At 71.4% G+C, this 25,596-nt stretch carries 19 protein-coding genes and 1 pseudogene; 6 read left to right on the top strand and 14 right to left on the bottom strand.

The genetic code is table 11. The features are described from left to right. Window positions 1-5 precede the first annotated feature (5 nt). From A4R43_RS44355 to A4R43_RS40580, 5 genes are read right to left on the bottom strand one after another with little or no spacing between them, the layout of a single operon-like run. Window positions 6-1,487: a ComEA family DNA-binding protein gene (locus tag A4R43_RS44355; protein ID WP_236808583.1), complete on the bottom strand. Its 1,482-nt coding sequence runs from the start codon at window positions 1,485-1,487 to the stop codon at window positions 6-8. Next, the gene (locus A4R43_RS40595) at window positions 1,484-1,927 is read right to left on the bottom strand and encodes a hypothetical protein (protein WP_113696937.1); all 444 of its coding nucleotides are present in this window, start codon (window positions 1,925-1,927) and stop codon (window positions 1,484-1,486) included. Before A4R43_RS40595 ends, A4R43_RS44355 begins: the two co-directional genes overlap by 4 nt. After that, complete coding sequence (locus A4R43_RS40590; RefSeq protein WP_113696936.1) at window positions 1,924-2,532, bottom strand: 4Fe-4S single cluster domain-containing protein; 609 nt, start codon at window positions 2,530-2,532, stop codon at window positions 1,924-1,926. The genes A4R43_RS40595 and A4R43_RS40590 overlap by 4 nt, the downstream gene beginning before the upstream one ends. Beyond that, window positions 2,520-2,735: a DUF2997 domain-containing protein gene (locus tag A4R43_RS40585; RefSeq protein WP_113696935.1), complete on the bottom strand. Its 216-nt coding sequence runs from the start codon at window positions 2,733-2,735 to the stop codon at window positions 2,520-2,522. Before A4R43_RS40585 ends, A4R43_RS40590 begins: the two co-directional genes overlap by 13 nt. Further along, complete coding sequence (locus A4R43_RS40580; RefSeq protein WP_113696934.1) at window positions 2,732-4,372, bottom strand: AAA family ATPase; 1,641 nt, start codon at window positions 4,370-4,372, stop codon at window positions 2,732-2,734. The genes A4R43_RS40585 and A4R43_RS40580 overlap by 4 nt, the downstream gene beginning before the upstream one ends. Before the next feature lie 271 nt (window positions 4,373-4,643). Here A4R43_RS40580 and rph point away from each other — a divergent pair, with 271 nt between their 5' ends. Then, complete coding sequence (gene rph / locus A4R43_RS40575) at window positions 4,644-7,247, top strand: rifamycin-inactivating phosphotransferase (protein ID WP_236809363.1); 2,604 nt, start codon at window positions 4,644-4,646, stop codon at window positions 7,245-7,247. Between the two features lie 56 nt (window positions 7,248-7,303). Here rph and A4R43_RS44350 read toward each other — a convergent pair. Both A4R43_RS44350 and A4R43_RS40560 read right to left on the bottom strand, forming a co-directional pair. Beyond that, a pseudogene (locus tag A4R43_RS44350) lies at window positions 7,304-7,411 on the bottom strand (IMP dehydrogenase); the annotation flags it as partial. Window positions 7,412-8,212: 801 nt separating this feature from the next. Beyond that, window positions 8,213-10,504 (bottom strand): ATP-binding protein, encoded by a 2,292-nt coding sequence (locus A4R43_RS40560; protein ID WP_113698213.1) that lies wholly within the window; start codon window positions 10,502-10,504, stop codon window positions 8,213-8,215. 167 nt (window positions 10,505-10,671) lie between these two features. Between A4R43_RS40560 and A4R43_RS40555 the strand changes: the two genes are divergently transcribed. Both A4R43_RS40555 and A4R43_RS40550 read left to right on the top strand, forming a co-directional pair. Beyond that, window positions 10,672-11,124, top strand: coding sequence for a carboxymuconolactone decarboxylase family protein (locus tag A4R43_RS40555; protein ID WP_113696932.1), 453 nt, complete (start codon window positions 10,672-10,674; stop codon window positions 11,122-11,124). A gap of 14 nt (window positions 11,125-11,138) precedes the next feature. Then, window positions 11,139-11,573 (top strand): iron chaperone, encoded by a 435-nt coding sequence (locus A4R43_RS40550; protein WP_113696931.1) that lies wholly within the window; start codon window positions 11,139-11,141, stop codon window positions 11,571-11,573. 3 nt (window positions 11,574-11,576) lie between these two features. Here A4R43_RS40550 and A4R43_RS40545 read toward each other — a convergent pair whose 3' ends face one another. From A4R43_RS40545 to A4R43_RS40520, 6 genes are read right to left on the bottom strand one after another with little or no spacing between them, the layout of a single operon-like run. Further along, window positions 11,577-12,515 (bottom strand): fumarylacetoacetate hydrolase family protein, encoded by a 939-nt coding sequence (locus A4R43_RS40545; RefSeq protein WP_113696930.1) that lies wholly within the window; start codon window positions 12,513-12,515, stop codon window positions 11,577-11,579. Between the two features lies 1 nt (window position 12,516). Beyond that, complete coding sequence (locus tag A4R43_RS40540; protein WP_236808580.1) at window positions 12,517-13,458, bottom strand: VOC family protein; 942 nt, start codon at window positions 13,456-13,458, stop codon at window positions 12,517-12,519. Next, window positions 13,458-14,462 carry an amidohydrolase family protein gene (locus A4R43_RS40535; RefSeq protein WP_113696928.1) on the bottom strand — a complete coding sequence of 335 codons (1,005 nt, stop codon included), beginning with the start codon at window positions 14,460-14,462 and terminating at the stop codon, window positions 13,458-13,460. Before A4R43_RS40535 ends, A4R43_RS40540 begins: the two co-directional genes overlap by 1 nt. Then, window positions 14,459-15,583 carry an FAD-dependent oxidoreductase gene (locus tag A4R43_RS40530; protein WP_113696927.1) on the bottom strand — a complete coding sequence of 375 codons (1,125 nt, stop codon included), beginning with the start codon at window positions 15,581-15,583 and terminating at the stop codon, window positions 14,459-14,461. Before A4R43_RS40530 ends, A4R43_RS40535 begins: the two co-directional genes overlap by 4 nt. Window positions 15,584-15,596: 13 nt before the next feature. Then, on the bottom strand, window positions 15,597-16,550 hold the full coding sequence (locus tag A4R43_RS40525; RefSeq protein ID WP_113696926.1) for a cyclase family protein: 954 nt from the start codon (window positions 16,548-16,550) through the stop codon (window positions 15,597-15,599). After that, window positions 16,547-17,497, bottom strand: coding sequence for a fumarylacetoacetate hydrolase family protein (locus A4R43_RS40520; RefSeq protein ID WP_113696925.1), 951 nt, complete (start codon window positions 17,495-17,497; stop codon window positions 16,547-16,549). The genes A4R43_RS40525 and A4R43_RS40520 overlap by 4 nt, the downstream gene beginning before the upstream one ends. Before the next feature lie 106 nt (window positions 17,498-17,603). Between A4R43_RS40520 and A4R43_RS40515 the strand changes: the two genes are divergently transcribed. Further along, window positions 17,604-18,503 carry a LysR family transcriptional regulator gene (locus tag A4R43_RS40515; RefSeq protein ID WP_113696924.1) on the top strand — a complete coding sequence of 300 codons (900 nt, stop codon included), beginning with the start codon at window positions 17,604-17,606 and terminating at the stop codon, window positions 18,501-18,503. 8 nt (window positions 18,504-18,511) lie between these two features. On the opposite strand, the gene A4R43_RS40510 is transcribed toward A4R43_RS40515, so the two are convergent. After that, window positions 18,512-19,972: an alpha/beta hydrolase gene (locus A4R43_RS40510; RefSeq protein WP_113696923.1), complete on the bottom strand. Its 1,461-nt coding sequence runs from the start codon at window positions 19,970-19,972 to the stop codon at window positions 18,512-18,514. Window positions 19,973-20,589: 617 nt separating this feature from the next. On the opposite strand from A4R43_RS40510, the gene A4R43_RS40505 reads away from it, so the two are divergent. Further along, a complete protein-coding gene (locus tag A4R43_RS40505) occupies window positions 20,590-25,059 on the top strand; it encodes a DUF6531 domain-containing protein (protein ID WP_113696922.1) in 4,470 nt (1,489 codons plus the stop codon). Continuing rightward, window positions 25,056-25,454 carry a hypothetical protein gene (locus A4R43_RS40500; protein WP_113696921.1) on the top strand — a complete coding sequence of 133 codons (399 nt, stop codon included), beginning with the start codon at window positions 25,056-25,058 and terminating at the stop codon, window positions 25,452-25,454. Before A4R43_RS40505 ends, A4R43_RS40500 begins: the two co-directional genes overlap by 4 nt. Window positions 25,455-25,596 lie beyond the last annotated feature (142 nt).

Here is a 25,596-nt window from a genome sequence, read left to right as displayed (position 1 = left end):
CCTGTTTAGATGTCGAGCTGGCGGACGCCGGTGTTGTGGTGCTGGATACGGCTCGTGGTCGCGCGGGCGCGAAGGCGGACGATCTCATGCGGCTGCAACCCGACGGCGACGCCGAACGCCTCGACATCGGCGAAGCCGCCCTGCCGCCGGCGCAGTTCCACGGCGGCGGCGACGCGCTGCGGGGTCATGCCGGGCAGCCGCGCCAAATCCGGCGGCGGTGCCGTGTTGAGGTCGGTGAGCTGCCCGGACGAGCCCGGCGCGCCACCGGTGAGAGCGGCCCCGGTAGCCTGCGGCCCGCTCACCGCGGCGCCGGTCGGCTGCGGCCCGGTCACGCCGGGCCCGGCAGCCTGCGGCCCAGTCACCGCGGGACCGATCGGCTGTGGCCCGGTCAGCGCGGGGCCAGTCGGCTGCGGACCCGTCGGGGGTGGGAAGCCGGGTGGCATCGCGCCCATTGGCGCGGCGCCCATCGGCGTGGGGCCGGTCATCGGGCCCCCGCCGAGCGTCGGGGGCGGAGCGAGTACCGGTGGCGCGCCCGGCGTTCCCGGCGCCGGGATGTGGGCCTCGATCGTGTCGCCCTCGCGCAGGTCCGTTCTCGACAGGCCGACGGTGAACACCCCGGTCCCGCTCGCCACCGGCACGGCCATGTTGTGCTGCGCCAGCGACGTGATCCGCACCCCTGTCGCGACCACTGTGGACCGTTCGTTGAACGTGGTCCCCGCCGGGCGCAGCACCCGCACCAGCGAGCCGACGCTGAGCCGGTTGCCCTTCAGCACGTCCGGCACCTCGACCGCGGCCACCACCGTGCCGTCCGGCAGGTGGTTCACCCCGTGCGTCACGGCCACACCCTCCCGGTGCTCCAGGTACTCCAACTCCGGCTCGTCGAACGCGACCAGCGCGTCCCCGGCCATCGGCTGCACCTCGCACTGGAACCCGAGCAGCACCGTGCCGTGCTGCCCCGCGGGCAGTTCCGGCACCGGCCCGGCAGGCCCGAACAGCTTGAGCACCCGCATCGGCTGACCACCGCCCCGGCCACCGCGGACCAGTCCGACGAGCGCCCCGTCCCGCAGCACCCCGCCGCGCTGCTGCACCTGCAGCCGCACCCCGGTGATCTCGTCGAAGTACGGCGCGTGCACCTGCGCCTGCCCCACCTGCCTGCTCGTGTCCGGCGGCGCTTCCTCGTCGCTGTACAGCTCCAGCGCGTCACCGTTGCCGAGGTCCCGCCGCCCGACGACCACAAAGATGTCCTTGAGGAAGCCGACCTCCGACACCGGCTCGACCTCACTCGAAAAGAACTTCTTGCGCACCATGATCCCGAGGCGCAGGTTGTCCGCCAGCACCCGGTCGTTCCGGATCAGCCGCGCCCTCGCCCCGCGGGTGGCACGGCCCGCGCTCACCTGCCCACCGGGCAGTTCACCGAGACCGGGCACGGACACCGAGTCGTTGAGCGCCTTGCCGAACTCGATCAGCCCGATCCTGCGCTCGGTCACGAGGTGGCGACCAGCGTGACGCTGATCGACTGGTCGGCGTTGGTCCGCTCGGACTCCACGCGCATCCCGGACTGGGCGGCGCGCTCCTTGAGCCGCTCGTAGACCTGGCGCTGCACCTCGGCCGCGTAGGCGTTGTCCACCGACAGCACCAGCTGCTCGGCTTCGGCCGGATTGATCGACGGACCGTCCACATGCGCCAGCTGCACGCCGTCGGGACCGTAGGTGAACTGGATCCGCCGCCCCGCCCACTGCGCGACCACGGTGTTCTCGTCGCTGGTGACCTGCGCGTTCAGCCCGGTCAGCGCCTTGGTGAGCAGGTCGCGGTGCCGCATGCGGGTGCGCACGGTGACCTGCCCGGCCTGCGCCTGCGTGTGCGCGGCGAGGGTGGCGGCGTTGAGCTGGGCCAGCGCCTGGCTGCGCAGCTTGAGGACGACGCTCATCGGTTGTTCCCTTCACGCACCGGCGCGAGCAGCGCCTCCAGTGCCTCGGTGGTGGCGAACCCGTTCAGGTCCACCGAGCCGTCGGTCGCGATCCGCAGCTCGAGCCGGTTCGGGGCGTCGAGCACGGACTCGTCGTAGCGGTCGGTCAGGAAGTGGAAGCGCTGGTTGGCCGACCCCACCCACGGCCGGCTCGGCTCCGGCTTGTCCGCCAGGTACGGCCCGTCGACCAGCAGGTCCGTCGACGCCAGCAGCGCCGCGCAGTCCGGCCGCACGCGCAGTTCCTCCACGCGGTGCCCGGTGAAGGTCATCACCGACAGCCCTTCCGCGCGGACCGCCGCGGCCAGCGCGCCGAGCGGCTCGGGCTGGTCGAACGGCTCGCCGCCGAGAAAGGTCACGCCCTGGACGCCGTGCTCGTCGCGGGCCCGCAGCACCCGCTCCGCCGCCTCGGGCCACGGCATCCGCGTGCCACCGCGGGTGGTCCAGGTCTGCGGGTTGAAGCAGCCGGGACAACGGACCGAGCAGCCCTGCGTCCACACCGCGCACCGCAGGCCCGGCCCTTCGGCCAGCGTCGCGTCGACGATCCGGTGGAGGTTCAGGAGTTCCATTGGGACTGCTGCTGGGTCGCCTGGTGCTCCGCGGTCGTCGTGGTGCGGCGGTAGTCCTCGGTGAACTCCGAGGACACCGTCTCCGCGTCGAGCAGATCCTCCAGGAGCGGGATGTAGTCGAGGCATTTCGAGCCCGTCACGCCGTGTGTCTCGGCGCTGATCGAGCCGTCACGCCCGACGGTCACGGTCACCCGGTGCGTCATACGTCGATCGTCCTTCCCGGCAGTGACTCGGCTGGCTCCGGCGGCGCGGCCGCCGCGGGCGGTGCGGGCGCCGGGGCGAGGCTGCTGTCGTCGGTGGCGGCGACCGCGCGCGTCTCCGCCCAGTTGCGGATGGCCAGGATCTCGTCGGCCTGGGTGACCGACAGCGGCACGGTCGACTTCACCGCGTGCACCAGGTCTTCCTTGCGCAGCGGCCGCTTTTCGGCGAAGGCGTCGACCAGCCCGGACAGCACGGCCTGCTCGATCTCGGCGCCGCTGTAGCCGTCACTGCACGCGGCCAGCTCGGCGAACAACGCGTCATCCATCGTCAGCTCGCTGCCGACGAACTCGTCGGTCACCCGCTTGCGCAGGTGGATCCGCCAGATCACCGCCCGCTCGGCGGCCGAGGGCAGGTCCACGAAGAAGATCTCGTCGAACCGGCCCTTGCGCAGGAACTCCGGCGGCAGCGAGTCGACCTGGTTCGCCGTGGCCATCACAAAAACCGGCGCGGTTTTCTCCTGCATCCACGACAGGAAGGTGCCGAACACCCGCCGCGCGGTGCCGCCGTCCCCACCGCCGCCCGCGCCGGCGAGGCCCTTCTCGATCTCGTCAACCCACAGCACGCAGGGCGCGATGCCCTCCGCCGTGCGGATCACCGCGCGCATGTTCTTCTCGCTGGAACCGACCAGCCCGGCGAACACGCGGCCGAGGTCGAGGCGCAGCAGCGGCAGCCGCCACATGCTGGCCACGCACACCGCGGACAGGCTCTTGCCGCACCCGGGAACGCCGGTGAGCAGCAGGCCCTTCGGCGCGCTCAGGTTGTACGCCGCCGCGGCCGGGGTCCAGGTGCCGCTGCGCTTGGTCAGCCAGCGCTTGAGCCGTTCGAGGCCGCCGACGGATTCGAAGCTCACCTCCGCGGGCACGATGTCGAGCATGCCCGACCGGCGCACCGCCTGGCGCTTCTCGGCGAGGATCAGCTCGAGGTCGCCGGGGTCGAGCCCGCCGCCCTCGACCAGCGCGCGGGCGAACGCGTTCTCCGCCTCGGGCAGGGTGAGCCCGCGGGCCGCGGCGATGAAGGTGTCGCGGTCTTCCCTGGTGATGCCGATGCGCACCTGGTGCCGGTGGGCGGCGACCATGCTGTCGAGCAGCTCGCCGATCTGCTGCTGGTCGGGCAGCGGGAAGTCGATGACGGTGGCGTCGTGCTCCAGCTCCGGCGGCACCTTCAACGCGGGCGAGACCAGGATGACGGTCAGCGGGACCGGGCGCGTCTTGAGCGTGGTGGCCAGTTCACGCAGGCGGCGCACGACCTCCGGGTCGGGGCGGTGGCCGCCCTCGGAGACCAGCGACGGGTGCAGGTCGACAAAAACGAACACGCCGGGCTCGTTCCAGCTGTACACGCGCTCCAGCGCCGCGGAGGCCGCCCTCGTCTCGGCCACCGGCGCGCCGCCACCGGCCGGGACCAGACCCGTGGTCGAGGACCACACGTGCACCCGACGCGGCGTGCGCAGCCGCGACCCGTCCTCGGCGACGGCGCGGATTTCCCGCACCACGCGCTGTTCCTCGTGCGTCTCGACGACGAGCAGCGGGTAACGCGCCTGCAGCAACTGGGTCAGCTCTTCGCGGAACCCCCGGCCTGTCATCAGTCCCCCCTTGACGTCCGGGCTGGATGCTATCAGCGCACCCCGGCGGTATCCGGTCGATCGGCCGACGCGGCGTGATGTGTCCACTGTGGAGGCACAGGCGAATCCGGCATCCCCGGACGAATCGGGCGGGCCCGGTCCCCAGCGGGGAACCACCCTCTTCCCACTTCAGGTTATAGCAGATTTCGCGGCCTCATGAGGCGCCGGAATCTGCTCCATACTCCCGTCGCGAACCACCCGACGAACCGATGGAGCAGCGGAATTGCGCTACGTGATGGGCTTCGAGCAGATCGACCGGACCAACCTCGCGGAGGTCGGCGGCAAGGGGGTGCACCTCGGTGAGCTGTCGAAGATCGACGGCGTCCGCGTGCCCGGCGGTTTCTGCGTCACCACCGGCGCCTACCGGGAGATCCTGGCGACGGCGTCGATCGAGGAGCAGCTCGACCGCCTGTCCCGCGTGCGCCCGGACGACCAGGCGGAGATCCGCGCGCTGAGCGCCGAGATCCGCGGCGTCGTCGAGGGCGTCGCGATGCCGGGTGAGCTGGTGACGGCGATCAGCGAAGCGGTCGCCCGCCTCGGTGACCAGGCCGCCTACGCGGTGCGGTCCAGCGCGACCGCCGAGGACCTGCCGACCGCGTCCTTCGCCGGGCAGCAGGACTCGTACCTCAACGTGGTGGGCACCGAGGCGGTCCTCGACCACGTCCGGCGGTGCTGGGCTTCGCTGTTCACCGACCGCGCGGTGACCTACCGGCTGCGCAACGGCTTCGGTCACCGGAGCGTGCGGATGGGCGTGGTGGTGCAGCGGATGGTGTTCCCGGAGGCAGCGGGGATCCTGTTCACCGCCGACCCGGTGACCTCGAACCGGAAGGTGGCCACCGTGGAGGCGGGCTGGGGGCTCGGCGAGGCGCTGGTGTCCGGGCAGGTGAACCCGGACATCTACACGGTGCGTGACGACCGCGGTGAACCGGTCGTCACCACGGCCGTCGGTACCAAGCAGCGGGCCATCGAGGCGGTGCCGGGAGGCGGCACGAAGGAGGCGCCGGTCGATCCGGAACGCCAGGCGCGGCCCGCGCTGACGGAGGCGCAGGCCGTGCGGCTGGTGCGGCTGGGCAGGCGGCTCGAAGCGCATTTCGGCGGCCCGCAGGACATCGAATGGTGCCTGGCGGACGGTGAGTTCCACCTCGTGCAGAGCCGCCCGATCACCACGCTGTTCCCGGTGCCCGAAAGCGCAGACGACGGCAACCACGTCTACCTTTCCGTCGGCCACCAGCAGATGATGACCGACGCGATGAAGCCGCTCGGGCTGTCCGTGTGGCAGCTGACCACCCCGCGGAAGATGCACGAAGCGGGCGGGCGGCTGTTCGTCGACGTGGCCCCGGAGCTGGCGACGCGGTCGGGCCGCGAAGGCATGCTGACCGCGCTGGGCCGGTCGGACCTGCTGATCCGCGACGCGCTGGAAAGCGTGCTGGCCCGTGAGGACTTCATCCCGTTGCAGCCGGACACGGGTCAGGGCACCGGCAACCCCCATCTCGACGGCCCGCCGTCCACCATCGAGACCGATCCGGCCATCGTCGCCGAGCTGATCGCGGAGAACCGGGCGTCCGTGGAAACCCTGCGGCGCGAGATCCAGCCGCTGTCCGGCACGGCGCTGCTCGACTTCGTCCTGGCCGACTTCGACGAGCTGCGGCGGATCCTGTTCTCCCCGCGAAGCCACCAGGCGATCATGGCCGCGATGGAGACCACCTGGTGGCTCAACGAGCGGCTGGCGGAATGGCTGGGCGAGAAGAACGCGGCCGACGTGCTCACCCAGTCCGTGCCCGGCAACGTCACCTCGGAAATGGGGCTCGCGCTGCTCGACGTCGCGGACACGATCCGGCCGCACGCCGAGGTCGTGGCGTTCCTGGAGCGGGTGGCGGCCGAGGACCACGACGATTTCCTGGACGAGCTGGCCACGCTGCCCGGCGGACGCGAGGCACGCGACGCCATCCAGGGTTATCTGGACGAGTACGGCATGCGCTGCGCGGGCGAAATCGACATCACCAGGGACCGCTGGAGCGAGCGTCCCGCCATGCTGGTGCCCACGATCCTCGGCAACGTCAGGAACTTCGAGCCCGGCGCCGGCAAGCAGCGCTTCGAGCAGGGACGGCAGGAGGCGCTGCGCAAGGAAGAGGAGTTGCTGACGCGGTTGCGTGCGCTGCCGGACGGGGAAGCCAAAGCCGCGGAAACCAAGCGGATGATCGACCGCGTCCGCACCTTCGCCGGTTACCGCGAGTACCCGAAGTACGGCATGGTCTGCCGGTACTTCGTCTACAAGCAGGCGTTGCTGCGGGAAGCGGCGCGCCTGGTCGAAGCGGGTGTCCTGCGGGCCGAGGACGACCTGTTCTACCTCCGGCTGCAGGAGTTCCAGGAGGTTGTGCGCACGCGGGCGGTGGACGCCGAGCTGATCCGGGAACGGCGGGAGGCCTTCCGGTCGTACGAGGCGCTCACGCCGCCCCGGCTGCTCACCTCGGACGGTGAGGCCGTCAACGGCGAGTACCGGCGTGACGACCTGCCGCCGGGCGCGCTGGCCGGGCTGCCGGTGTCGGCCGGGACCGTGGAGGGCCGGGCCAGGGTGGTCGTGGACATGGCGCGGGCCGAGCTGGCCGCGGGCGACATCCTGGTCACCGCGTACACCGATCCCAGCTGGACGCCGCTGTTCGTGGCGATCGCCGGCCTGGTGACCGAGGTCGGCGGCCTGATGACGCACGGCGCGGTGATCGCCAGGGAGTACGGGCTGCCCGCCGTGGTCAGCGTGGACGGCGCGACCCGGCTGATCCGGGACGGGCAGCGGATCCGCGTCCACGGCAGCGACGGTTACGTGGAGCTGCTCGACTGAGTCACCGGGTGCGGGAACCGTTCGGCCCACCGCGTTTCGGGGGTGGCCGTGGCAAGGCGTTCGGCGATGACGTGGGTGGCGCCGAACTCCCGGGCCAGCTTCTGCCTTGATTCGTGGCGGCTCATCGCGATGATCCGCTCGGCGCCCATTTCCCTGGCCGCGATTGCGCGACCGTCTGTGGTTCGTCGCTGGTCGTCTACAGCTTCACTTCGCCCTTGTTGACCACGAACAGCGGGCTCGCCTTGTCGCTCGGGCTGCGGGCATGGCGACGGCGTTCAACCTGGGCACCGCGGTCGGCTCGTGGATCGCGGGATTCGCGCTGGAGTCGTCCCTCGGGGCCACCGGCCGGTCGCCCTCCTGCGCCGCGCGAAAATGTCTGGGCCGGGCGCTTGACATAACCTCCAGTGCGAGCTATAGAAATAACAGAGGCGGTACACCACCTGGTGCCAGCGAAAGACACCGTGCCGGGGAGTGATCGACGATGCGGGACACTTTGTGCAGGCCACCCGCGACCAGCGGGTTCGCCGACCTGCTGGGTGCCGAGCCGCTGCTGGTGGACGCCGAGTTCGAGGCGATCGTGGCGGCCAGCTTCCCGCCTGTCCCACCGCCGTCCAAGAACCACCTCGCCACGACGGGCCAGCGTGCGAAGAGTCCACGCCGGACCCGTCCTCCGGCCGGCAAGCCCCGCGAGGCGGTGCGCCGGCAACAAGGCCTGCGACGGCAACGGTCCCCTCCGCCGGGCCACGCCAGCGTCCTCGACCAACTGCGTCAGCTGTGTGTCTGGGAAAGGCAGGTGATATCGCGGCGCGCATTCCCACGACGGTCACGCGCGCCGGTCACCGGATGAGGCTGTCTGCTCCCGCCATGGCCGGGTGAGCCCGATTTGGCCCCGGCACGCGTCTCGTGGCGCCAGACCGCGGCAGCCTCACCACCGGTACGCGATGAGTCGTGTACTCCCTTCCAGATCACCCGGCCCCGCCCGCGACCCCCGCGGCGGGGCCGGTTTCGGCCTGGCCCGCATGCGGGCTCGGTGTCACGAATGTGGCTTTCGAGACGTTCTGCGTCTCGAAAGCCACATTCGTGACAGTGGCGGCTTTGTCGAGTAGCGCCTGTGCCTCCTCGGGGCGTCCTGCGGCGCGGCAGGTTTCGGCGTAGGACCGCAGGCAGTCGATCTCCAGCTGCGCCTCCGCCAGCGGTTCCAGCAGCTCCAGCGCGCGCCGGTGGTGCTCCACGGCCTGGTCCAGCTCCCCCATCACCCGCAGCGCGACGCCGAGGTAGTTGTGGCACCACGCCTGGTTGTGCTGGAGGTTGTGCTCCTCCGCCAACCACAACGCCTCGTGCAGTGTTCGCAGCGACTCGGCCGGTTCGGTCTCGGCCAGTGCGACACCGAGCGTGACCAGGCCGGTGATCCGCGCGGGCCCGTCGGCCAGGTCGACCGCCGTCCTGGCGAGTTCGGCGGCTTCGCCGGAGGAGCCCAGCCGCCACGTCACCCAGCCGTCGAAGGCCAGCGCCTGCGCCTGCCCACCGCGGTGACCGAGTTGCTCGAACAACTCCCGCGCCCGCCGGAAACAGGCCTGCGCCGCTTCGAGGTCGCCGAGATCCCGGCGCACGAAACCGGTCCGCAGGGCCAATCCGGCCACCAGCTCAGGATCGTCCACATCGGACTTACCAGCCTCTTCGTACGCGGCCAGCGCCTCAGTCAGGCGGCCCGCGGCCGCGTGCGCGAAGCCCAGGTCCGACAGCAGTGAAGCCCGTTCCCGGTCACGCCCCAGCCGTCCCGCGGCAGCCGCGGCGGCATCGAGCAGGCGCGTCTGGTCGCCGGTGCCGCGATGCCGGAAGAACCAGACGTGCATGGCCTGCGGCAACTCGGCCACCACCTCGTCCACGCCGAGCCGCACGGCCGCATCGAAGGCGGCGATCAGGTTGACGTATTCGAGGTCGAACCAGGCCATCGCCTTCGCCGGATCACCATGCGAAGGCTGTGGCCGCCGCGGGGACGGCAGCACCCGATCATGGGCGATCGCCTCCGCCAGGTAGTGCTCCAGCACCCGGCGCACGGCGGCGTCGGCCTGCGGTTCCTCCTCCGCCGCGAGGTCGGCGGCGTAGCGGCGGAGCAGGTCGTGCATCCGGTACCGCCCCGGCGACGGCTCCTGGACCAGATGCGCGTCGACCAGCTCTTCGAGCGCCGCCTCGACGCGGCCGCGCGGCAGGCCGGTCAGCGCGACCACCGCCGCCTCGTCGAAGTCGGCACCCGGCAGCACACCCAGCAATCGGAACACGCGCCGCTGCTCGGCGTCGAGCTGCTCGAGCGACATGCCGAACACCGCGTCGAAGCGACCGGCGCCCTCCCGCAGCCGCTCGGCGAGCACGGCCACCGTCCATCCGGGACGGTGCCGCAACCGGGCACCGGCCATCCGCAGCGCCAGCGGCAGCCCGCCGCACTGCGACAGCACCTGACCGACCGCCTCCTCCTCGGCGAGCGCGACCCCCGCGGCCCGGCCGAACAGGTGCGCGGCGTCGTCGTCGGCCAGTGGCGCCAGCGAAACCGGCGGCACGCCGTCCAAGCTGACCAGCCGGGACCGGCTGGTGATCAGCACCGCGGACTGGCCGGCGCCGGGCAGCAGCGGGCGCACCTGCTCCGCGTCGACCGCGTTGTCGAGCACCACCAGTGCCCGGCGGCGGGACAGCTCGGACCGCCAGAGCGCCGCGCGCTCGTCGGTACCGGCGGGCGGCTGGCTGATCTCCAGTGCGCCGAGCAACCGGCCGAGCGCGGTCTGCGCGTCCAGCGGCTGCTCGCCGGGCGTGAAACCCCGCAGGTCGAGGTAGAGCCCGCCATCCGGATATGCCGCCGCGAGCCGGTGTCCCACGTGGACGGCCAGGCTGGTCTTCCCCACCCCCGGCATGCCGTCGATCGCGACCGCGCCCGCGGTCCGCAGCAACTCTTCGACCCGCGCGTACTCCGCTTCCCGCCCGGTGAAGTCGATCAGGTCGGCGGGCAGGTCGTTGCGGCGCGGCGGCGGGGCCGCCCCGGCCTTGGCCGCCTCGGCCCAGATCGGGCGCAGCGGCCGGGGATCGCGGCCGACCGCGCGGCACAGCGCCACCACGGCCTCCCACGGCGGCACCAGCCTGCCGGTCAGGTACCGGGACAGCGACGAGCTGCTCAGCCCGGCCTGCTTGGCCAGCGCACGCAGGCTGAGCCCGCTCAGGTCCTTGATCCGTGCGAGCTGGGTGACCAGTCGCTGCTGGGGGCTCGACACGGTGGAACACGGTACCCGTCCCAGCCCACCGAACTGGATCAGGACGAGGTTTGCGCAGGTCAAGCGCGTTCCGCGTGTCCCACGGTGTCCCACGGACCGCGCGACGGGGTGCGCCCGGGTGATCAGATCAATCCCGTCAGGCCGAGCGCGACCGAAGGAGAGAAGCGATGCCGACCGAGCGGATGCCGAACCCGGCGGAGCTGCTCCCCGGGGCGATGGACGCGCTGCTGGCCGTGGACGAGGTCACCGGGGCGGCCGGGCTGGAGGGCGGGCTGCTGGCGCTGAGCCACCTGCGCACCAGCCAGATCAACGGCTGCGGTCACGGGGTGGCCGCGGCCGTCCGGCGGGCACTGGAGCACGGTGTGCCGGAGCGGCAGGTGCACACGGTCGCCGCGTGGCGGCAGGCGCCCTGGTTCAGCGAAGACGAGCGCGCGGCGCTCGCGCTGACCGAGGCCGTGACCCGCCTCGCCGACCACCCGGACCCGGTACCGGACCGGCTGTGGGACCTGGCCGCCAAGTACTTCGACCACCGGGAACTGGCCGCGCTGCTGCTCGGCATCGCGTCCACCAACGCCGTCAACCGGCTCCACGCACCGACCCGCCAGCAGGCGGGCGAATAGAGAAAGGGAACACCATGGCCACCACGAAGAAATACGACGGGTTCACCGAGGACGAGCGCGACGCGATGAAGGAGCGCGCCAAGGAACTGAAGGCGCGCACCCGGCGTGGCGCCAAGGCCGACACCGAGCCGGAAGTGCTCGCGAAGATCGCCGAGATGCCCGACTCCGACCGCGCGCTCGCCGAGCGGCTGCACGCGGTGATCAAGGCCAACGCGCCGTCGCTGACGCCGAAGCTGTGGTACGGCATGCCCGCCTACGCCCGTGACGGCAAGGTGGTCTGCCACTTCCAGCCCGCCGCGAAGTTCAAGACGCGCTACGCCACCTTCGCTTTCAGCGACCAGGCGAACCTCGACGACGGCACGATGTGGCCGACCGCGGTGGCGCTGACCGAGCTGACCGCCGAGGACGAGGCGAAGATCGGCGCGCTCGTGAAGCAGGCGGTCAGCTGAGGTCTACCCGCCCGGCCGGTGGCGCGGGCGCCGCCGGGCGGCCGGGAGCGGGTGCGACACGGCCCCGGCGACCACCGTCGTGCTCAGCTCGCCGATCCCCTCGACGGTGAGCCGGACGGTGTCGCCGGGCCGCAGCGGTGGCCGGTCGCTGCCCCGGTTCCACAGCTCAGCGAGGCAACCGCCGTTGCCGCAGGTGCCGGAGCCGAGCACGTCACCGGGCCGCACCTCGGTGCCGCGCGAGGCGTAGGCCACCAGTTCCTCGAACGTCCAGCTCATGTTCGACAGCAGGTCCGAGCCGACGACCTCACCGTTGACCTCGGCGGTCAGCGCCAGGCGCAGCAGGCCGTCGGCGTCGCGGTGACCGGCCAGCTCGTCGGGGGTGACCAGCCACGGGCCCAGCGACAACGCGGTGTCCTTGCCCTTGCACGGTCCGAGCCCGACGGTCATCTCGGCGGCCTGCAGGTCGCGGGCCGACCAGTCGTTGAAGATCGTGTAACCGGCGATGTGCGTGCCCGCCTGCTCCGGGGTCAGGTCGCGGCCCGCGCGTGCGACCACGGCCGCGACCTCCAGCTCGAAGTCGAACCGCTCGGTGCCCGGTGGCATCGGCACGTTGGCGTGCGGGCCGAGCACCGAATGCGGGTTGCCGAAGTAGAAGGTCGGCGCGGTGTACCACTGGCCGGGCACGCCGTCACCGCCACGCATGCCCTCGACGTGTTCCTCGAAGGTGACGAAGTCGCGAATGGACGGTGGTCGCAGTGGCGGGAGCAGGCGGACCGCGGACACGGGCGGTCCCGGCGGTCCGTCCAGCGCCGCGGCCCCGGCCGCGGGTAGTTCGTCCAGCACCTCGATGAGGGACGCGGCATCGACCGGGTGCAGCAGCTCGGCGTCGTCGAGCACACCGACGCGCTCACGGCCCCGTTCGGCATAGGTGGCGAACCGCATGTCACACCGGCGGGGCGGCGAAGCAGCCGGGGTCGGGGTCGTTGAACGATTCCTTGGCGACCAGTTCGCTCATCGGGTTCGCGGTCCCCCACTGGTCGGTGACCTCGGGCTCGGAGAAGTCGTAGACGTGCGGGTGCCAGCTGTCCTCGTCGAGCAGTTCCAGTTCGGTGGTGTATTCGAGGGTGTTGCCGTGCGGGTCGAAGAAATACGAGAAGGTGTTGTCCCCGGCCATGTGCCGCCCGGGTCCCCATACCTTGTGCACGCCCGCGCGGAGCAGCCTGCCGGTGCCGCGCAGATATTCGTCGATCCCGCGTAGTTCGAACGAAATGTGGTGCAGCGAGGTGTGCGGCCCCTTCGCCAGCGCCAGGCTGTGGTGCTGCGGATTGATCCGCATGAAGTGCATGACCTCGCCCAGGTGCGGTGAACTCAGCGTGTCCGAAAGCGCAAAGGAAAGGTGCTGCTCGTACCAGGCGCGGGTCCGGTTGAGGTCCGGTGAATTGAGCACCACGTGGGAAAGGCGCACCGGCACCGATTCCTTTTCCTCGATGCGCCGGTGCTGCCGGGTCGCGACGTCGGCCGACACCTCGACCGTGCGGCCGTCGATGTCGAAGAACCGGAAGCCGTAACCACCGCCGAGCGTGCCGAGCTGGTCCGGGCTGCTGATCAGCTCGACGTTCGCGGCGATCAGCCGTTCGGCCAGCGCGTCCACATCGGCCGCGCTGGCGGCCCCGAACGCGACCAGGTCGAGCCGCTTCTCCTCCGCCTTGCGCAGCCGGACCACGTACTGCTCGGGCGAGCCTTCGGCGGCCAGGAAGCTGAGGCCGCTGTCGTTGGCGACCTCGGTCAGGCCCCAGACACCGGCGTAGAACTCCAGTTGCTTGTCGTAGTCCGGCACGGCGAGATCGACGTGCCGGAGATGGGTGAGCAGGCGCCGGGTCATCATCACTCCTTTGTGGACAGATTGAGCAGGGCGGCAGCGTTTCCGCCACGCACGGCGTGGAAATCGGCTTCGGGCAGGCCCGCGGCACGCAGCGCCGCCAGCGGATCGGTGGTGCCCATGTCGAACGGGAAGTCCGAGCCGAGCAGCACCCGGTCCGCGCCCGCCACCCGGACCAGTTCGCGCAGCACACGCGGATCGTGGACCAGCGAGTCGAACCACAGGTGCCGCAGGTAGTGGCTGGGTTCGCGGGCGCAGCCGCGGGCGTCCGGGCGGACGCGCCAGGCGTGGTCGGCGCGGCCGGCGTGAGTGGGCAGGTAACCGCCGCCGTGCGCGGCGACGAGCTTCAGCCCGGGGTGGCGGTCGAACACCCCGGAGAAGATGAGGTGGGACAGGGCCACCGCGTTCTCCGCGGGCTGGCCGACGCTGTTGGACAGGTACCAGCGGTCGAGCCGCTCGTCGAGCGTGCAGCCGAACGGGTGCAGGAACAACACCGCGCCGGTCTCGGCGGCCAGTTCCCAGAACGGTTCGTAGGCCGGGTCGGAGAGTTCGCGCGCGGGGGCGTGACTGGACAACTCCACGCCCGCCAACCCTTCGCTCAGCGCGTGGTCCAGCGCCTGGACCGCCAGCTCGGGATGTTGCAGTGGCACCACTCCGAGGCCGATCAATCGCTCGGGGGCGTGCGCGCAGTGCTTGGCGGTGGCGGTGTTCGCCGTCTCCCAGACCGCTTGGGCGACCTCGGGATCGGCCCAGTAGTGGTAGTGCGACGGGGACGGGCTGACCAGCTGCACGTCCACGCCGGCGGTGTCCATCGCGGCCAGCCGCCGCGTGACCTCGGTCAGCAACGGCAGCCGGCCGCCGACCATGGCACCGCTGACGGCGAGCGCTTCGGCCCCGTTGCGGCGGGCGTCCAGCTCACGAGCGGCCCGCCAGCCGGGCATTCCCTCGACCAGCTTGTCCACTTCGGACAGCAGGAGGTGCGCGTGCACGTCGACGGTGGGGGCGGTCACGGCCGCTCCTTCAACATCTTGGCGGTGCGGCCCATCAGTCCGGGCACGTCGGCGTCACGCACCCCGGCGAGCAGCCACTGTCCCAGTTGGACGGAGGCATCGACGACCTCACGAACCCGCGGGTACCGGCGATCGCGGTAGGCCTCGAACAGGCCGTCGTCCCAGTTGTCCCGTGTGGACAGCAGTTCGGCCAGCACGAGCACGTCCTCCAGCGACATGGCCGCGCCCTGGGCCAGGGTGGGCGGGCAGGCGTGCGCGGCGTCACCGGCCAGCACGACCCGGCCGCGGTGCCACGGACCGTCCACCAGCAGCCGGTCGAACCAGGTGTAGTTGACCACCGACGGTTCGGTCAGCGCCTCCTGGATCTCCCGCCACGGGCCGCCGTAACCCTGGGCCAGCCGCCGCATTTCCCGGTGGTAACCCGCGGGATCCACGGAATCGCGGTCGCGGGTCCGCTCGACCAGGTAGGCGTAGGCGGTGTGCTCGCCGGTCGGGCAGCAACCCGCGATGAAGCAGGAACCGCCGTAACTCATGTGCGTGTGCGTCAGCCCGGCCGGGCGCGGCACGGGCGCGCGCCAGATCGCCATCCCGGTCGGCACGGGCTCGTCACCGATGCCGATCAGCCGCCGCACGGCCGAATTGAGGCCGTCGGCGCCGACCACCAGGTCGTAGCCGCCGGTGGTGCCGTCGCTGAAGGTGACCTCGACGGTACTGCCGCGCTGCTCCAACGCGGTGGCCGTGAGGCCGAGCCCGACGAACGCGCCGGACGCGCGGACCGCGTCGATCAGGATCCGCTGCAACGCCGGGCGCTGCATGCCGAGCGTGGCGGGCAGGTCCTCACCACCGGTGCGGACGGACGGCTGCGTGGCGAGCACGGTGCCGTCCGCGCCCAGCAGGCTCAGCTCCTCGAAGGCGAACCCCTCGCGCAGCACGGGATCGAGCACGCCGACCGCGCGCAGCACCCGCAACGCGTTGCCCTGCAGGGTGATGCCGGAGCCGGTGGCCGCGTTCCAGTCCGGCCTCAGCTCCACCAGGTCGACGGCGTGGCCGGACCGTCTCAACAGGACGGCCAGGGCGCACCCGGCGGTGCCACCGCCGAGCACGAGCACGGTGCGGGTCATCACGGCTCCTGGTTCACTTGACGGCGACGGGATTGACCGGTGAGCCGACGGCCCCGGTGATCGGCAGCGGGGCGGCGGTGAGCCAGCACTCGTACACCCCGTCGGCCGCGCAGTCCGCGGCCAGCGCTTCGAAGTCCCACATCTCCCCCACCAGCAGGCCGATGTGCGGGATGACTACCTGGTGCAGCGGCTGGAAGGCGTGGTCGAACTCGTTGGGGCGGACCTCGAACCCCCAGGTGTCCGTGGCGATCGCGGCGATTTCGGTGCGGTGCAGCCACTGCGCGGTGGTGAACGACAGGCCGGGCGCGGGCCCGCCCGCGTAGTCGCCCCAGCCGTCGCGCCGCGCCCTGGCCAGCTGCCCGGTGCGGACCAGGACCAGATCACCGCGGCCGACGGCCACCCCGTGTGTCTCAGCGGTGGCGGTGAGGTGGGCTTCGGTGATGGCGAAGCCGTCCGGCAGCTCGCCACCGCCGACCGCGCGGCCGACGTCGAGCAGCACCGCGCGCCCGGCGACGTGCGCGGCCATATGCTCGATTCCGGTCACCCGATCACCTTCGGCGGTCACCGTGGTGGCCGCGTCCCGGCCGTTCCACGCCCGGCCGTGGTCGAAGATGTGGCCGAGGCCGTCCCACTGGGTCGAGCACTGCAGCGGCATCGCGATCACGTCGTCGGCACCGCCGATGCCGTGCGGGAAGCCCTGGAGCCCGGCCGCCGCGTCGGTGCCGGTGTCGAGCATCGTGTGCACCGGATTCGTGCGGCGGCGCCAGCCTTTCTGCGGTCCGTTCAGGTCGAACCGCTGCGACAGCGAGAAACTGGCCCCGCGGCGGATCAGCGCGGCGCCTTCGCGGCGCTTGGCCTCGGTGAGGAAGTTCAGCGTGCCCAGCACGTCGTCCGCACCCCAGCGGCCCCAGTTCGAGCACAGCTTCGCGGCTTCGGCGATCGCAGCCTCGGGATCGGCGCGGTTCACTCGGCCACGCACCGGGTGCGCTGGGTGCCGAGGCCGGTGATGGTGCTCTCCATGACGTCGCCGTCACGCAGCAACCGGCCCCAGTGCAGGCCGTTGCCCGCCGGTGACCCGGTCAGCACGAGGTCACCCGGCAGCAGGGTGGTGGTCTGCGAGACGTAGGACACCAGGCGCGCCACGTCGAAGATCATGTCCTTTGTGGACTCGTCCTGCCTGGTCTCGCCGTTGAGCTTGAGCACCAGGCGCAGGTCCATCGGATCCGGCACGAACTCGGCTGGTACCAGATACGGGCCGAGCGGGGTGAACCCCGGCGCGTTCTTGGCCCGCAGCCAGTCCGTGCCGATCTCCCGCATGTCCTTGCGGAACACCAGATCCCGGGCGGTGAGGTCGTTGGCGATGGTGTAGCCCGCGACGTGCGCCAGCGCGTTTTCCGGGGTGACGCGGTGCGCCGGGCGGCCGATCACGGCCGCCAGCTCGAGTTCCCAGTCCGGCTGGGTGCACCACGACGGCAGCACCACGTCGTCGTAGGGCCCGGTGATCGCCGACGGCAGGCCGACGAACACGTACGGCTGGTCCTCGCGGGCGCGGCGGTCCATCAGCTCCGCGGCGCGTGCCCTGGCCTGCTCCTCGGTCTCCTGGTCGTCTTCCGGTCGGTGCGCCACCACCAGGTCGATCACGTGCTGGCGGTAGTTCGCCCCGGACTGGAACACCTGGCGCGGCGCGATCGGCGCGTGCACCCGGAGGCTGGCCAGGTCGAGCCAGTTCTTGGCGTGCTGGGCGAGTTCCCGCAGTTCGGGCAGCGCCCCGGCCCACCGGTCCAGCACCGCGAGCGTGGTGGCGGGGTGCCAGGGCAGTGCCTGGCTCAGGTCGGCCACGCGGTCCTCCACCACCAGGCCGGGGAACGGCTCGTGACCGGTGGAGAAGGTGCCGAGCGCGAAGGGCGTTGCCATCGGGTGTCCTCCTTGGGTTCGAGGACTACTGTGGCCGCCGACGGAGGATCACGGAAATGAATGTCCGTGATAGCCGCCATTCACCACGTGGATACCGGGAGCGGCGATGAACCTGTCCAGCCTGGACCTCAACCTGGTGGTGGCCCTGCGCGCCTTGCTGGAGGAACGCAACGTCACCCGGGCGGGCGAACGCGTCGGGCTGACGCAGCCCGCGATGAGCGCGGCACTCGCGCGGCTCCGCCGCCACTTCGACGATCCGCTGCTCTCGCGCGTGGGTTCGCGGTACGAGCTGACCCCACTGGGCACGGTGCTGCGCGACCGCAGCGCCACTGCGTGCGACGTGCTGGAGCGCATGTTCAGCAGCCAGGCCGATTTCGACCCCGCCACCGAAACGCGGGAGTTCACCCTCGTCAGCTCCGACTACGGCGCCACCGTGTTCGGCGTCGCGCTCGCCCGCGCCCTGCACGAAGCGGCACCCGGCGTCCGGCTGACCTTCCAGCAGACTTCGCCGACGCTGCTGGAAAACCTGCCGACCCTGCTCAGCACGGTGGACGGCCTGCTCATGCCGCACGGGGTGATCGACGGCTTTCCCGCGGTCGACCTGTGCACCGACCGCTGGGTCTGCCTGGTGGCCGACGACCATCCCGAGGTCACCGGCGACCTCACCCTCGACCACCTCGCGCGCCTGCCGTGGGCGGTGTACCAGCGGGCCTACGACGCCCCGGTCGCACGGCAGCTCAGCATGCTCGGCGTCAGCCCGCGGGTGGACGTGTCGGTGCCGTCGTTCCACCTGCTCCCGGAACTGGTCGCGGGCACCCGGCGGATCGCGATGATCCAGCAGCGCCTGGTCGACCGGCTGCCCGCGCCCGGCGTGCGCGTGCTGCCCTGCCCGTTCCCGGCGGTGCCGTTGCAGGAGGCGCTGTGGTGGCACCCGGTGCACACGCAGGACGCGGGCCACATCTGGCTGCGTGACCTCGCGCAGCGCGTCGGCCAGACCCTCCGGTGAACCCGGGATCAGCAGGCGAGGTCTTCGCGCGGTCGTTCGCCGGTGACCAGGAAGTCGGTGGTCGCGTCGTTGAGGCACTGGTTCTTCAGGTAGAGGTACGCGCCGTGCCCGCCCTGGTCGGCGGTGATCATCCGGGCGCGGTCGCCCAGCGCCTCCCGCATCCGCAGCGCGCCGGACAGCGGCGTGGAGGGGTCGCGCAGGTTCTGCACCATGAGCACGTTCGACGGCCCGCGGTCGCCGATCTCCACCGGCGGCTCGACCGGCTCCACCGGCCAGAACGCGCACGGCCAGATGTTGGCCGCGCCCGCGCCCCACATCGGGAAGCGGAACCGGTCCTCCTCGACGTTGCGCTGGTAGAACTCGACCGGCTCCGGCCAGTTCCGGTCCCCGCAGAGCACCGCGAGCTGGGCGGCGGTGACGTTGTCCGCCGGCTGGTCCGGCGGTGGCGGGGCGCTCGGCAACGGCGGCACGGGCTGCCCGGTCTCGATCGCGCGCCACAGCTCGGCCGCCTGCGGCAGGCCCTGGTCGGTGTACATCCGCTCGAAGGTGGCGCGGCGGAACTGCCTGCCGTCGAAGCCGTCCGGGCGTGGTTGCGCGTCCAGCCGCGCGGCGAGTTCGTAGTACTTCAGCTTCACCTGCTCTTCCGTGGTGCCCAGGCCGTACTCCGGATGCGCGACGATGAACTTCGCCAGGTCCGGGAACCGATCCTCGACGCCCTGGCCGAAGCCACGTGAAGCCGAGGGGGCCGAACCTTCCTCGCTCATCGAGCTGTCGAGCACGATCCGGTCACCGCGCTGCGGGAACATCGTGGCGTAGGCCGCGCCGAGATAGGTGCCGTAGGAAACGCCGAGGAAGGACAGCTTCCGCTCCCCCAGCGCCTCGCGGACCCGGTCCATGTCACGCGCGGTGTTGGCGGTGGTCAGGTGCGGCAGCAGGCCGGCGGTCGAAGCCGCGCCGCACTTCCTGGCGACCTCGGCCACCCGTTCGGCCCGCGCGGCGACGTCGGCCGAGTCCAGCGCGTAGTCCGGGATGTTGGCGGTCTGCGAGGTTTCCGGCGGCAGGTCGCAGGTCACCGGGGTGCTGTAACCGACCCCGCGTGGGTCCATGCCGATCAGGTCGTAGCTGTCCCGCACGCTCTGCGGCAGCCCGAAATAGGTCAGGACCAGCGGGTAGTTCATCGCGGGCGCGCCCGGCCCGCCGGAACTGAGCAGCAGCACGCCGCGGCGCTTGGCCGGGTTCGCACTGGCCAGCCGCGAAATCGCGAGGTCGATGGTGCCGCCGCGCGGGTCGCGGTAGTCCAGCGGGACCGGCAGCGTGCCGCACTCCAGCGGGCCCAGCGGCGTGCCGCTCGGGCACTTCCCCCAGGTCACCGCGCCCGGACCGGGCGGCGCGGTGTCCGCCGCCAGTCCCACCGGCGCCAGCGACGCCACCAGCAGGGCGGCGAGCCCGGCAACGACGGATTTACGCATGGGTACCCCTTCTCGGACAGTCCACAACGGACGGTTGCCCGCCAGTGAACACCCTGCCCCTGGGACACACTCAAGCCGGCGGCGGCACGGGGTGAATGTCCTGGATCGAGACGCGAGGTGGGCTGTTCCGGCCAACTTGGCGAGCGATTCGAGTACGAAAGAAGCTAGCGTGAACACGCCGCGACCGCCGTAGAACCGCTGCTCCCCCATTGACTGCCTGATCTCCAACCAAGCGGGGCTCCGCTGCAACATTGATGCAGGCGGGCGATGCTCGACGCGGGAGTGTGGTCAGCCGCAGGTTTCGTTCGAGCCTTCGACATCGGCTGCGCCTGGCGATTGACCGGCCGTGGTTTTCCCGCGGGCGAGGCCGACAATGGTGCATGGCGGAACAGGCGTGCCAGGACGCGTTCGCGATAGCTCAAGCCGTCGAGCCGCAACTTCCAGCTGCGGCATCGTGAGGCCGGGGTGCGCGACGGACTCGACCTCGTACGCGGCCTCGGCACCGACGTGGCGCGATGGCCGACGAGGCCGTCGCCATCCTGCGCCGGTGCGGCACCGCCCAGGGAACCGGCGTAGCCGGGGCGACGTCGTAGAGTGCGGGTTGGAAGGGGGCGTGCATGCCTGAGGGAAATCCGCTGGTCGCGCAAGCGCAGTCGCAAACGACCGGGGTGACCGGGATCGGGATCGCCGAGTCGGCGGTCGATCTGGCCAACGGCGTGTCCGACGGCTCCTGGGTCGAAGCCGGACTCGGTGCGGTCGGCGTCGGCCTTGAGGTGCTGTCCCTCGTCGTGGACCCCATCGGCACGCTGGCCTCCTACGGCGTGTCCTGGCTGATCGAACACGTCCAGCCGCTCAAGGAAGCACTCGACTGGCTCGCCGGGGACCCGCCCGTGATCCAGTCCTTCTCCGACACCTGGGCCAACGTCGCCGCCGAAGTCAACGCCATCGCCGGAGACCTCGGCAACGAAGTCACCAACGGCACCGCCGGCTGGCAAGGCGAAGGCGCCGACGCCTACCGAGGCGCCGCCGCCGAACAAGCCGACGCCCTCGCCGGCGCCGCCTCGCTGGCCGACGGCATCTCCGCCGGTGTGATGATCATGGGCACCGTCGTCGCCGCCGTGCGTGAACTCGTCCGGGACCTGGTCGCCGAACTCGTCGGCAAGCTCATCACCTGGGCGCTGGAAGCCGCCGGGACCCTGGGCTTCGCGACGCCGGTGATCGCCGTGCAGGCCACCACCGCCATCTCCAAGACCATCACCAAGATCAGCGACTTCATCCGCAAGCTGGTCAAGACCATCGGCAACGTCTCCCCGAAGATCCGCAAGATCATCGACAAACTCGGCGAGATCATCGAGAAACTGTCCAAAATGCTGCGCAAGGGCGGCAAACCCGGCAGCAGCACCACCCCCTCGGGCGCCAAGCCGAACACCACCACAACCCCCGACACCACCCCCAACTCCCCCGACACCACCCCATCCGGCGCCGACACCACACCCGACACCGGCAGCACCCCCGACGGCGGAAAACCCGGCAGCACCACCCCCGACTCCTCCTCACCGGGCAGCAACCGGCCGGACGACGTCAACGACACCAAGACGCCGATCGACCAGCGCAAGTGCGAGAACGACCCGATCGACGTGGCGACCGGGGAAATGGTCCTGGCGCAGACCGACGTCGAACTCGCCGGTGTGCTGTCGCTCGTGCTGCGGCGCACGCACATCTCGTCCTACCGGGCCGGCCTCACCTTCGGACCGTCCTGGGCCAGCACCGTGGACCAGCGGCTCGAGTTCGACGCCGAGGGCGTGCTGTTCGTCGCCGAGGACGGCATGTTGCTGGCCTACCCGGCCCCACCGGACACCGGCTCGGTGCTGCCCGCCGCGGGCCCGCGCTGGCCGCTGAGCCGCTCCGAGGACGGCTTCACCATCCAGCGCGATTCGGGGCAGAGCCTGCACTTCCCGGCCGGTCCGGGCGCGGTCCAGCCGCTGACCCGGATCGAGGATCGCAGCGGCAACCGGATCACCGTGGAGCGTGACGGCGCCGGAATCCCGCTGGCCGTCCAGCACTCCGGCGGCTACCGGGTGGAATTCGAGCACGAGGGCGGCCGCGCCGTCACCCTCCGGCTCGCCGAGACCGACGGCGACGGCATCGTCCTGCTGCGGTACGGCTACGACGAGCGCGGTCGGCTCACCGAGGTCGTCAACTCCTCCGGCCGCCCGCTGCGCTTCGACTACGACCTCGCCGGCCGGATCACGCAGTGGACCGACCGCAACGGCGAGTGGTACCGCTACTTCTACGACGCCCAGGGCCGGTGCATCGCGAACCAGGGCTCGGGCGGCTTCCTCAACGGCACCTTCGGCTACGACGAGGACGGCCGCGGCACCCGCTTCACCGACGCGCTGGGCAACACCACCACCTACCGCTTCGACGAGCGCAACAACGTCATCGCCGAAACCGACCCGCTCGGCCACACCTGGCGGCAGGAGTGGGACGCCCACGACCGCCTGATCAGCCGCACCGACCCGCTCGGCCGCACCACGCGCTACGAGTACGACCAGGACGGCAACCTGACCAGGCTGACCCGTCCGGACGGCACCCAGGCGCTGGCCGAGCACAACGAACTGGGCAGGCCGACGGTCACCGTGGACCCGGACGGCGCGGTCTGGCGGCGCGCCTACGACCACGCTGGCCGCGTGGTCTCGATCACCAACCCGGCCGGGGTCACCACCACCTGCACCTACCACGAGAACGGGCAGCTCGCCTCGGTCACCGACGGGCTGGGCCGCACCCGCCGCACCGAGGTCGACGCGGCCGGCCTGCCGGTGGCCGAGATCGACGTGCGGGGCCAGGTCACCCGGTACCAGCGCGACCAGTTCGGCCGGATCGTCTCGGTCACCGATCCGAGCGGCGCGACCGCGCGCATGACGTGGACGGTCGAGGGCAAGCTGCTGTCCAGGACCGCCCCCGACGGCAGCGTCGAACGCTGGCAGTACGACGGGGAAGGCAACGAGGTCGCCTACCAGGACGCCGCCGGGCGCGGCGTGACGGTCCAGACCACGCACTTCGACCTGCCCGCGGTGGAGACCAGGACCGACGGCAGCAAGCTGACCTTCACCTACGACGCCGCGCTCCGGCTCCGCACGGTCACCAACGCGCAGCACCTCGAGTGGCGCTACGACTACGACGCGGCGGGCAGGCTGGTCGCCGAGACCGACTTCAACGGCAGGCGGATCCAGTACGAGCACGACGAGGCGGGTCATCTCGTCGCGCGCACGAACGGGCTCGGGCAGCGGATCGAGTTCGTCCGCGACCGCGCCGGGCGGATGCTCCAGCGGCGCTACGACGGCACCGCCGAGTACTTCGAATACGACCCGGTGGGCAGGCTGGTCCGCGCCCGCAACAACGACGCCGACCTGGTGCTCGAGCGGGACGTGCTCGGCCAGGTGATCGCCGAGTCGGTCAACGGGCAGGCGGTGACCTCGGCCTACGACGCGGCCGGGCGCCGGATCGCCCGGCGCACCCCGACCGGCGCGGAATCACGCTGGCAGTACGGCGAAAGCGGGCAGCCGACGGCGCTGGCCACCGCCGGGCACACCATCAGCTTCGGTTACGACGCGGCGGGCCATGAAGTCGAGCGCCTGCTCGACAGCGGCACCATCATCGCCCAGTCCTGGGACGCGAACCACCGGCTGACCGGCCAGACGGTGTCCACTGTGGCCGGTGGCGGCCGGGCGCGGCTGATCCAGCGGCGGGACTTCAGCTACCGCGCGGACGGCCACCTGGTCGCCGTGGACGACCAGCTCGACGGCCCGCGGTCGTTCCAGCTCGACGGCGGCGGCCGGATCACCGCCGTCCGCGGCGCGGGGTGGACCGAGCAGTACGCCTACGACAGCGGCGGCAACGTGCGCGCCGCGGAGTGGTCCGGTGGGGACACCGAAGCCCACGGCGAGCGCGCCTACCACGGCACGCTGCTCACCCGGGCCGGAAAGCTGCGCTACGAGCACGACCAGCAGGGACGCGTGGTGCTCCGGCAGAAGAAGCGGCTGTCCGCCAAACCGGAGACCTGGCACTACTCCTGGAACGCCGACGACCGGCTCGTCGGGGTGGTCACGCCCGACGGGAGCCACTGGCGCTACCTGTACGACCCGCTGGGCAGGCGGATCGCCAAGCTGCGGCTGGGGCCCGGCGGCACCGTGCTCGAACGAACGGACTTCTGCTGGGACGGCCTGCAGCTCGCCGAGCAGGTGCACTCCGGCGGCCACGCGCTGACCTGGGACTGGGCACCGGGCACCTTCCGGCCGATTTCCCAGGTGCAGCGGGTGCGCTCGGCCGACCAGGGCTGGATCGACAGCCAGTTCTACTCGATCGTGACCGACCTGGTGGGCACCCCGACCGAGCTGGTGGACGCGTCCGGGGCGCTGGGCTGGCGCCGCCGGTCGACGATCTGGGGTCACGACGTCGGCTCGGCGCCGCAACAGGCCGGCACTCCGCTTCGCTTCCCCGGCCAGTACTTCGACCCGGAGTCGGGGCTGAACTACAACCACTTCCGGCACTACGACGCCGAAACCGGCCGTTACGTGTCGACCGATCCGATGGGCCTGGCGCCGGGACCGAACCCGCAGGCCTACGTGCCCAACCCGACCGCCGCGACCGACCCGACCGGCCTGTCCCCCTGCCGCACCTACTACAGCGTGCAGGGCCGGGCCGACGCCGACCGGCTGATCAACGACGGCGGTGAGCCGTGGCCGTCCGGAGTGGACGCACAGGGCAGGCCGCGGAGCGAACTCGGCGAAGGGCTCTACGCCTGGGAAACCCGCGACCAGGCGGAACGCTATCTGGAGATGGTGCGCAGCCGCGACGGCGCACCGACCGACCTGGAGATCATCGAGCACCGCATCCGCGGCGAGGACTTCGACGGGCTGCGCTCGGCCGACATGACCACAATGGACGACGACGCGGCGACCGACCTGTGGAACCAGGGCAGCAACCACGACTACGAGCACATCCGCCGCGGAACCGGGCGGTTCGGCCCGGAGAACTACTTCCACCACAGCGTTTACCACCTGTTCGAGACAAGGAGGCCGGGGTGACCCGCGTTGGCGAGTTCAGGTTGCAGCGCCAGAAGAACGGACGCGGCTACTTCGGGCACGTGAAAGTCCGCGTGACGCCTTCGGCCACATCGTCGGTGTCCTGGGCCATCCCCGACGGCGATCCCGCTTCCCTGCAAACCAGGGCAGACGCCGAATTCGTCGAAGCCGCACTCGCGGGAGTGCGCGACGGGCTCGACCTCGTACGCGCCCTCGGCACCGAAGTGGACGGTCACCAGGTGGAAATAGTCCAGGCACTGGCGTACCTGACCGACCTGGACGAATCGGCGGTGCACGCGGCCGGCGTACTCGCCGTGGCCGACGCCTTCGGCGCACAGGACCGCTTCGACCTGACCTTCGACGCCGGCTGGCGGGTCACCCCGTCGTCGCCCGCGTAGAACTTCGTCGGGCTTGCCGCCCGGTGACGTCTGGACAGGGAGCGCCTACGCCGAGCTGCGTAGCTGGAGTTACGTCCGAGCGCGGACGCTTTCCGCGGCTCGCTCCGGCAGCTTTGAGGACACCTCGAACGCTGAAGGAGTC

This window comes from Amycolatopsis albispora (assembly GCF_003312875.1).
Taxonomy (GTDB): domain Bacteria; phylum Actinomycetota; class Actinomycetes; order Mycobacteriales; family Pseudonocardiaceae; genus Amycolatopsis; species Amycolatopsis albispora.
Note: the sequence above shows the minus strand (reverse complement) of the source record. Positions and strands in the feature narration are given on the sequence as shown.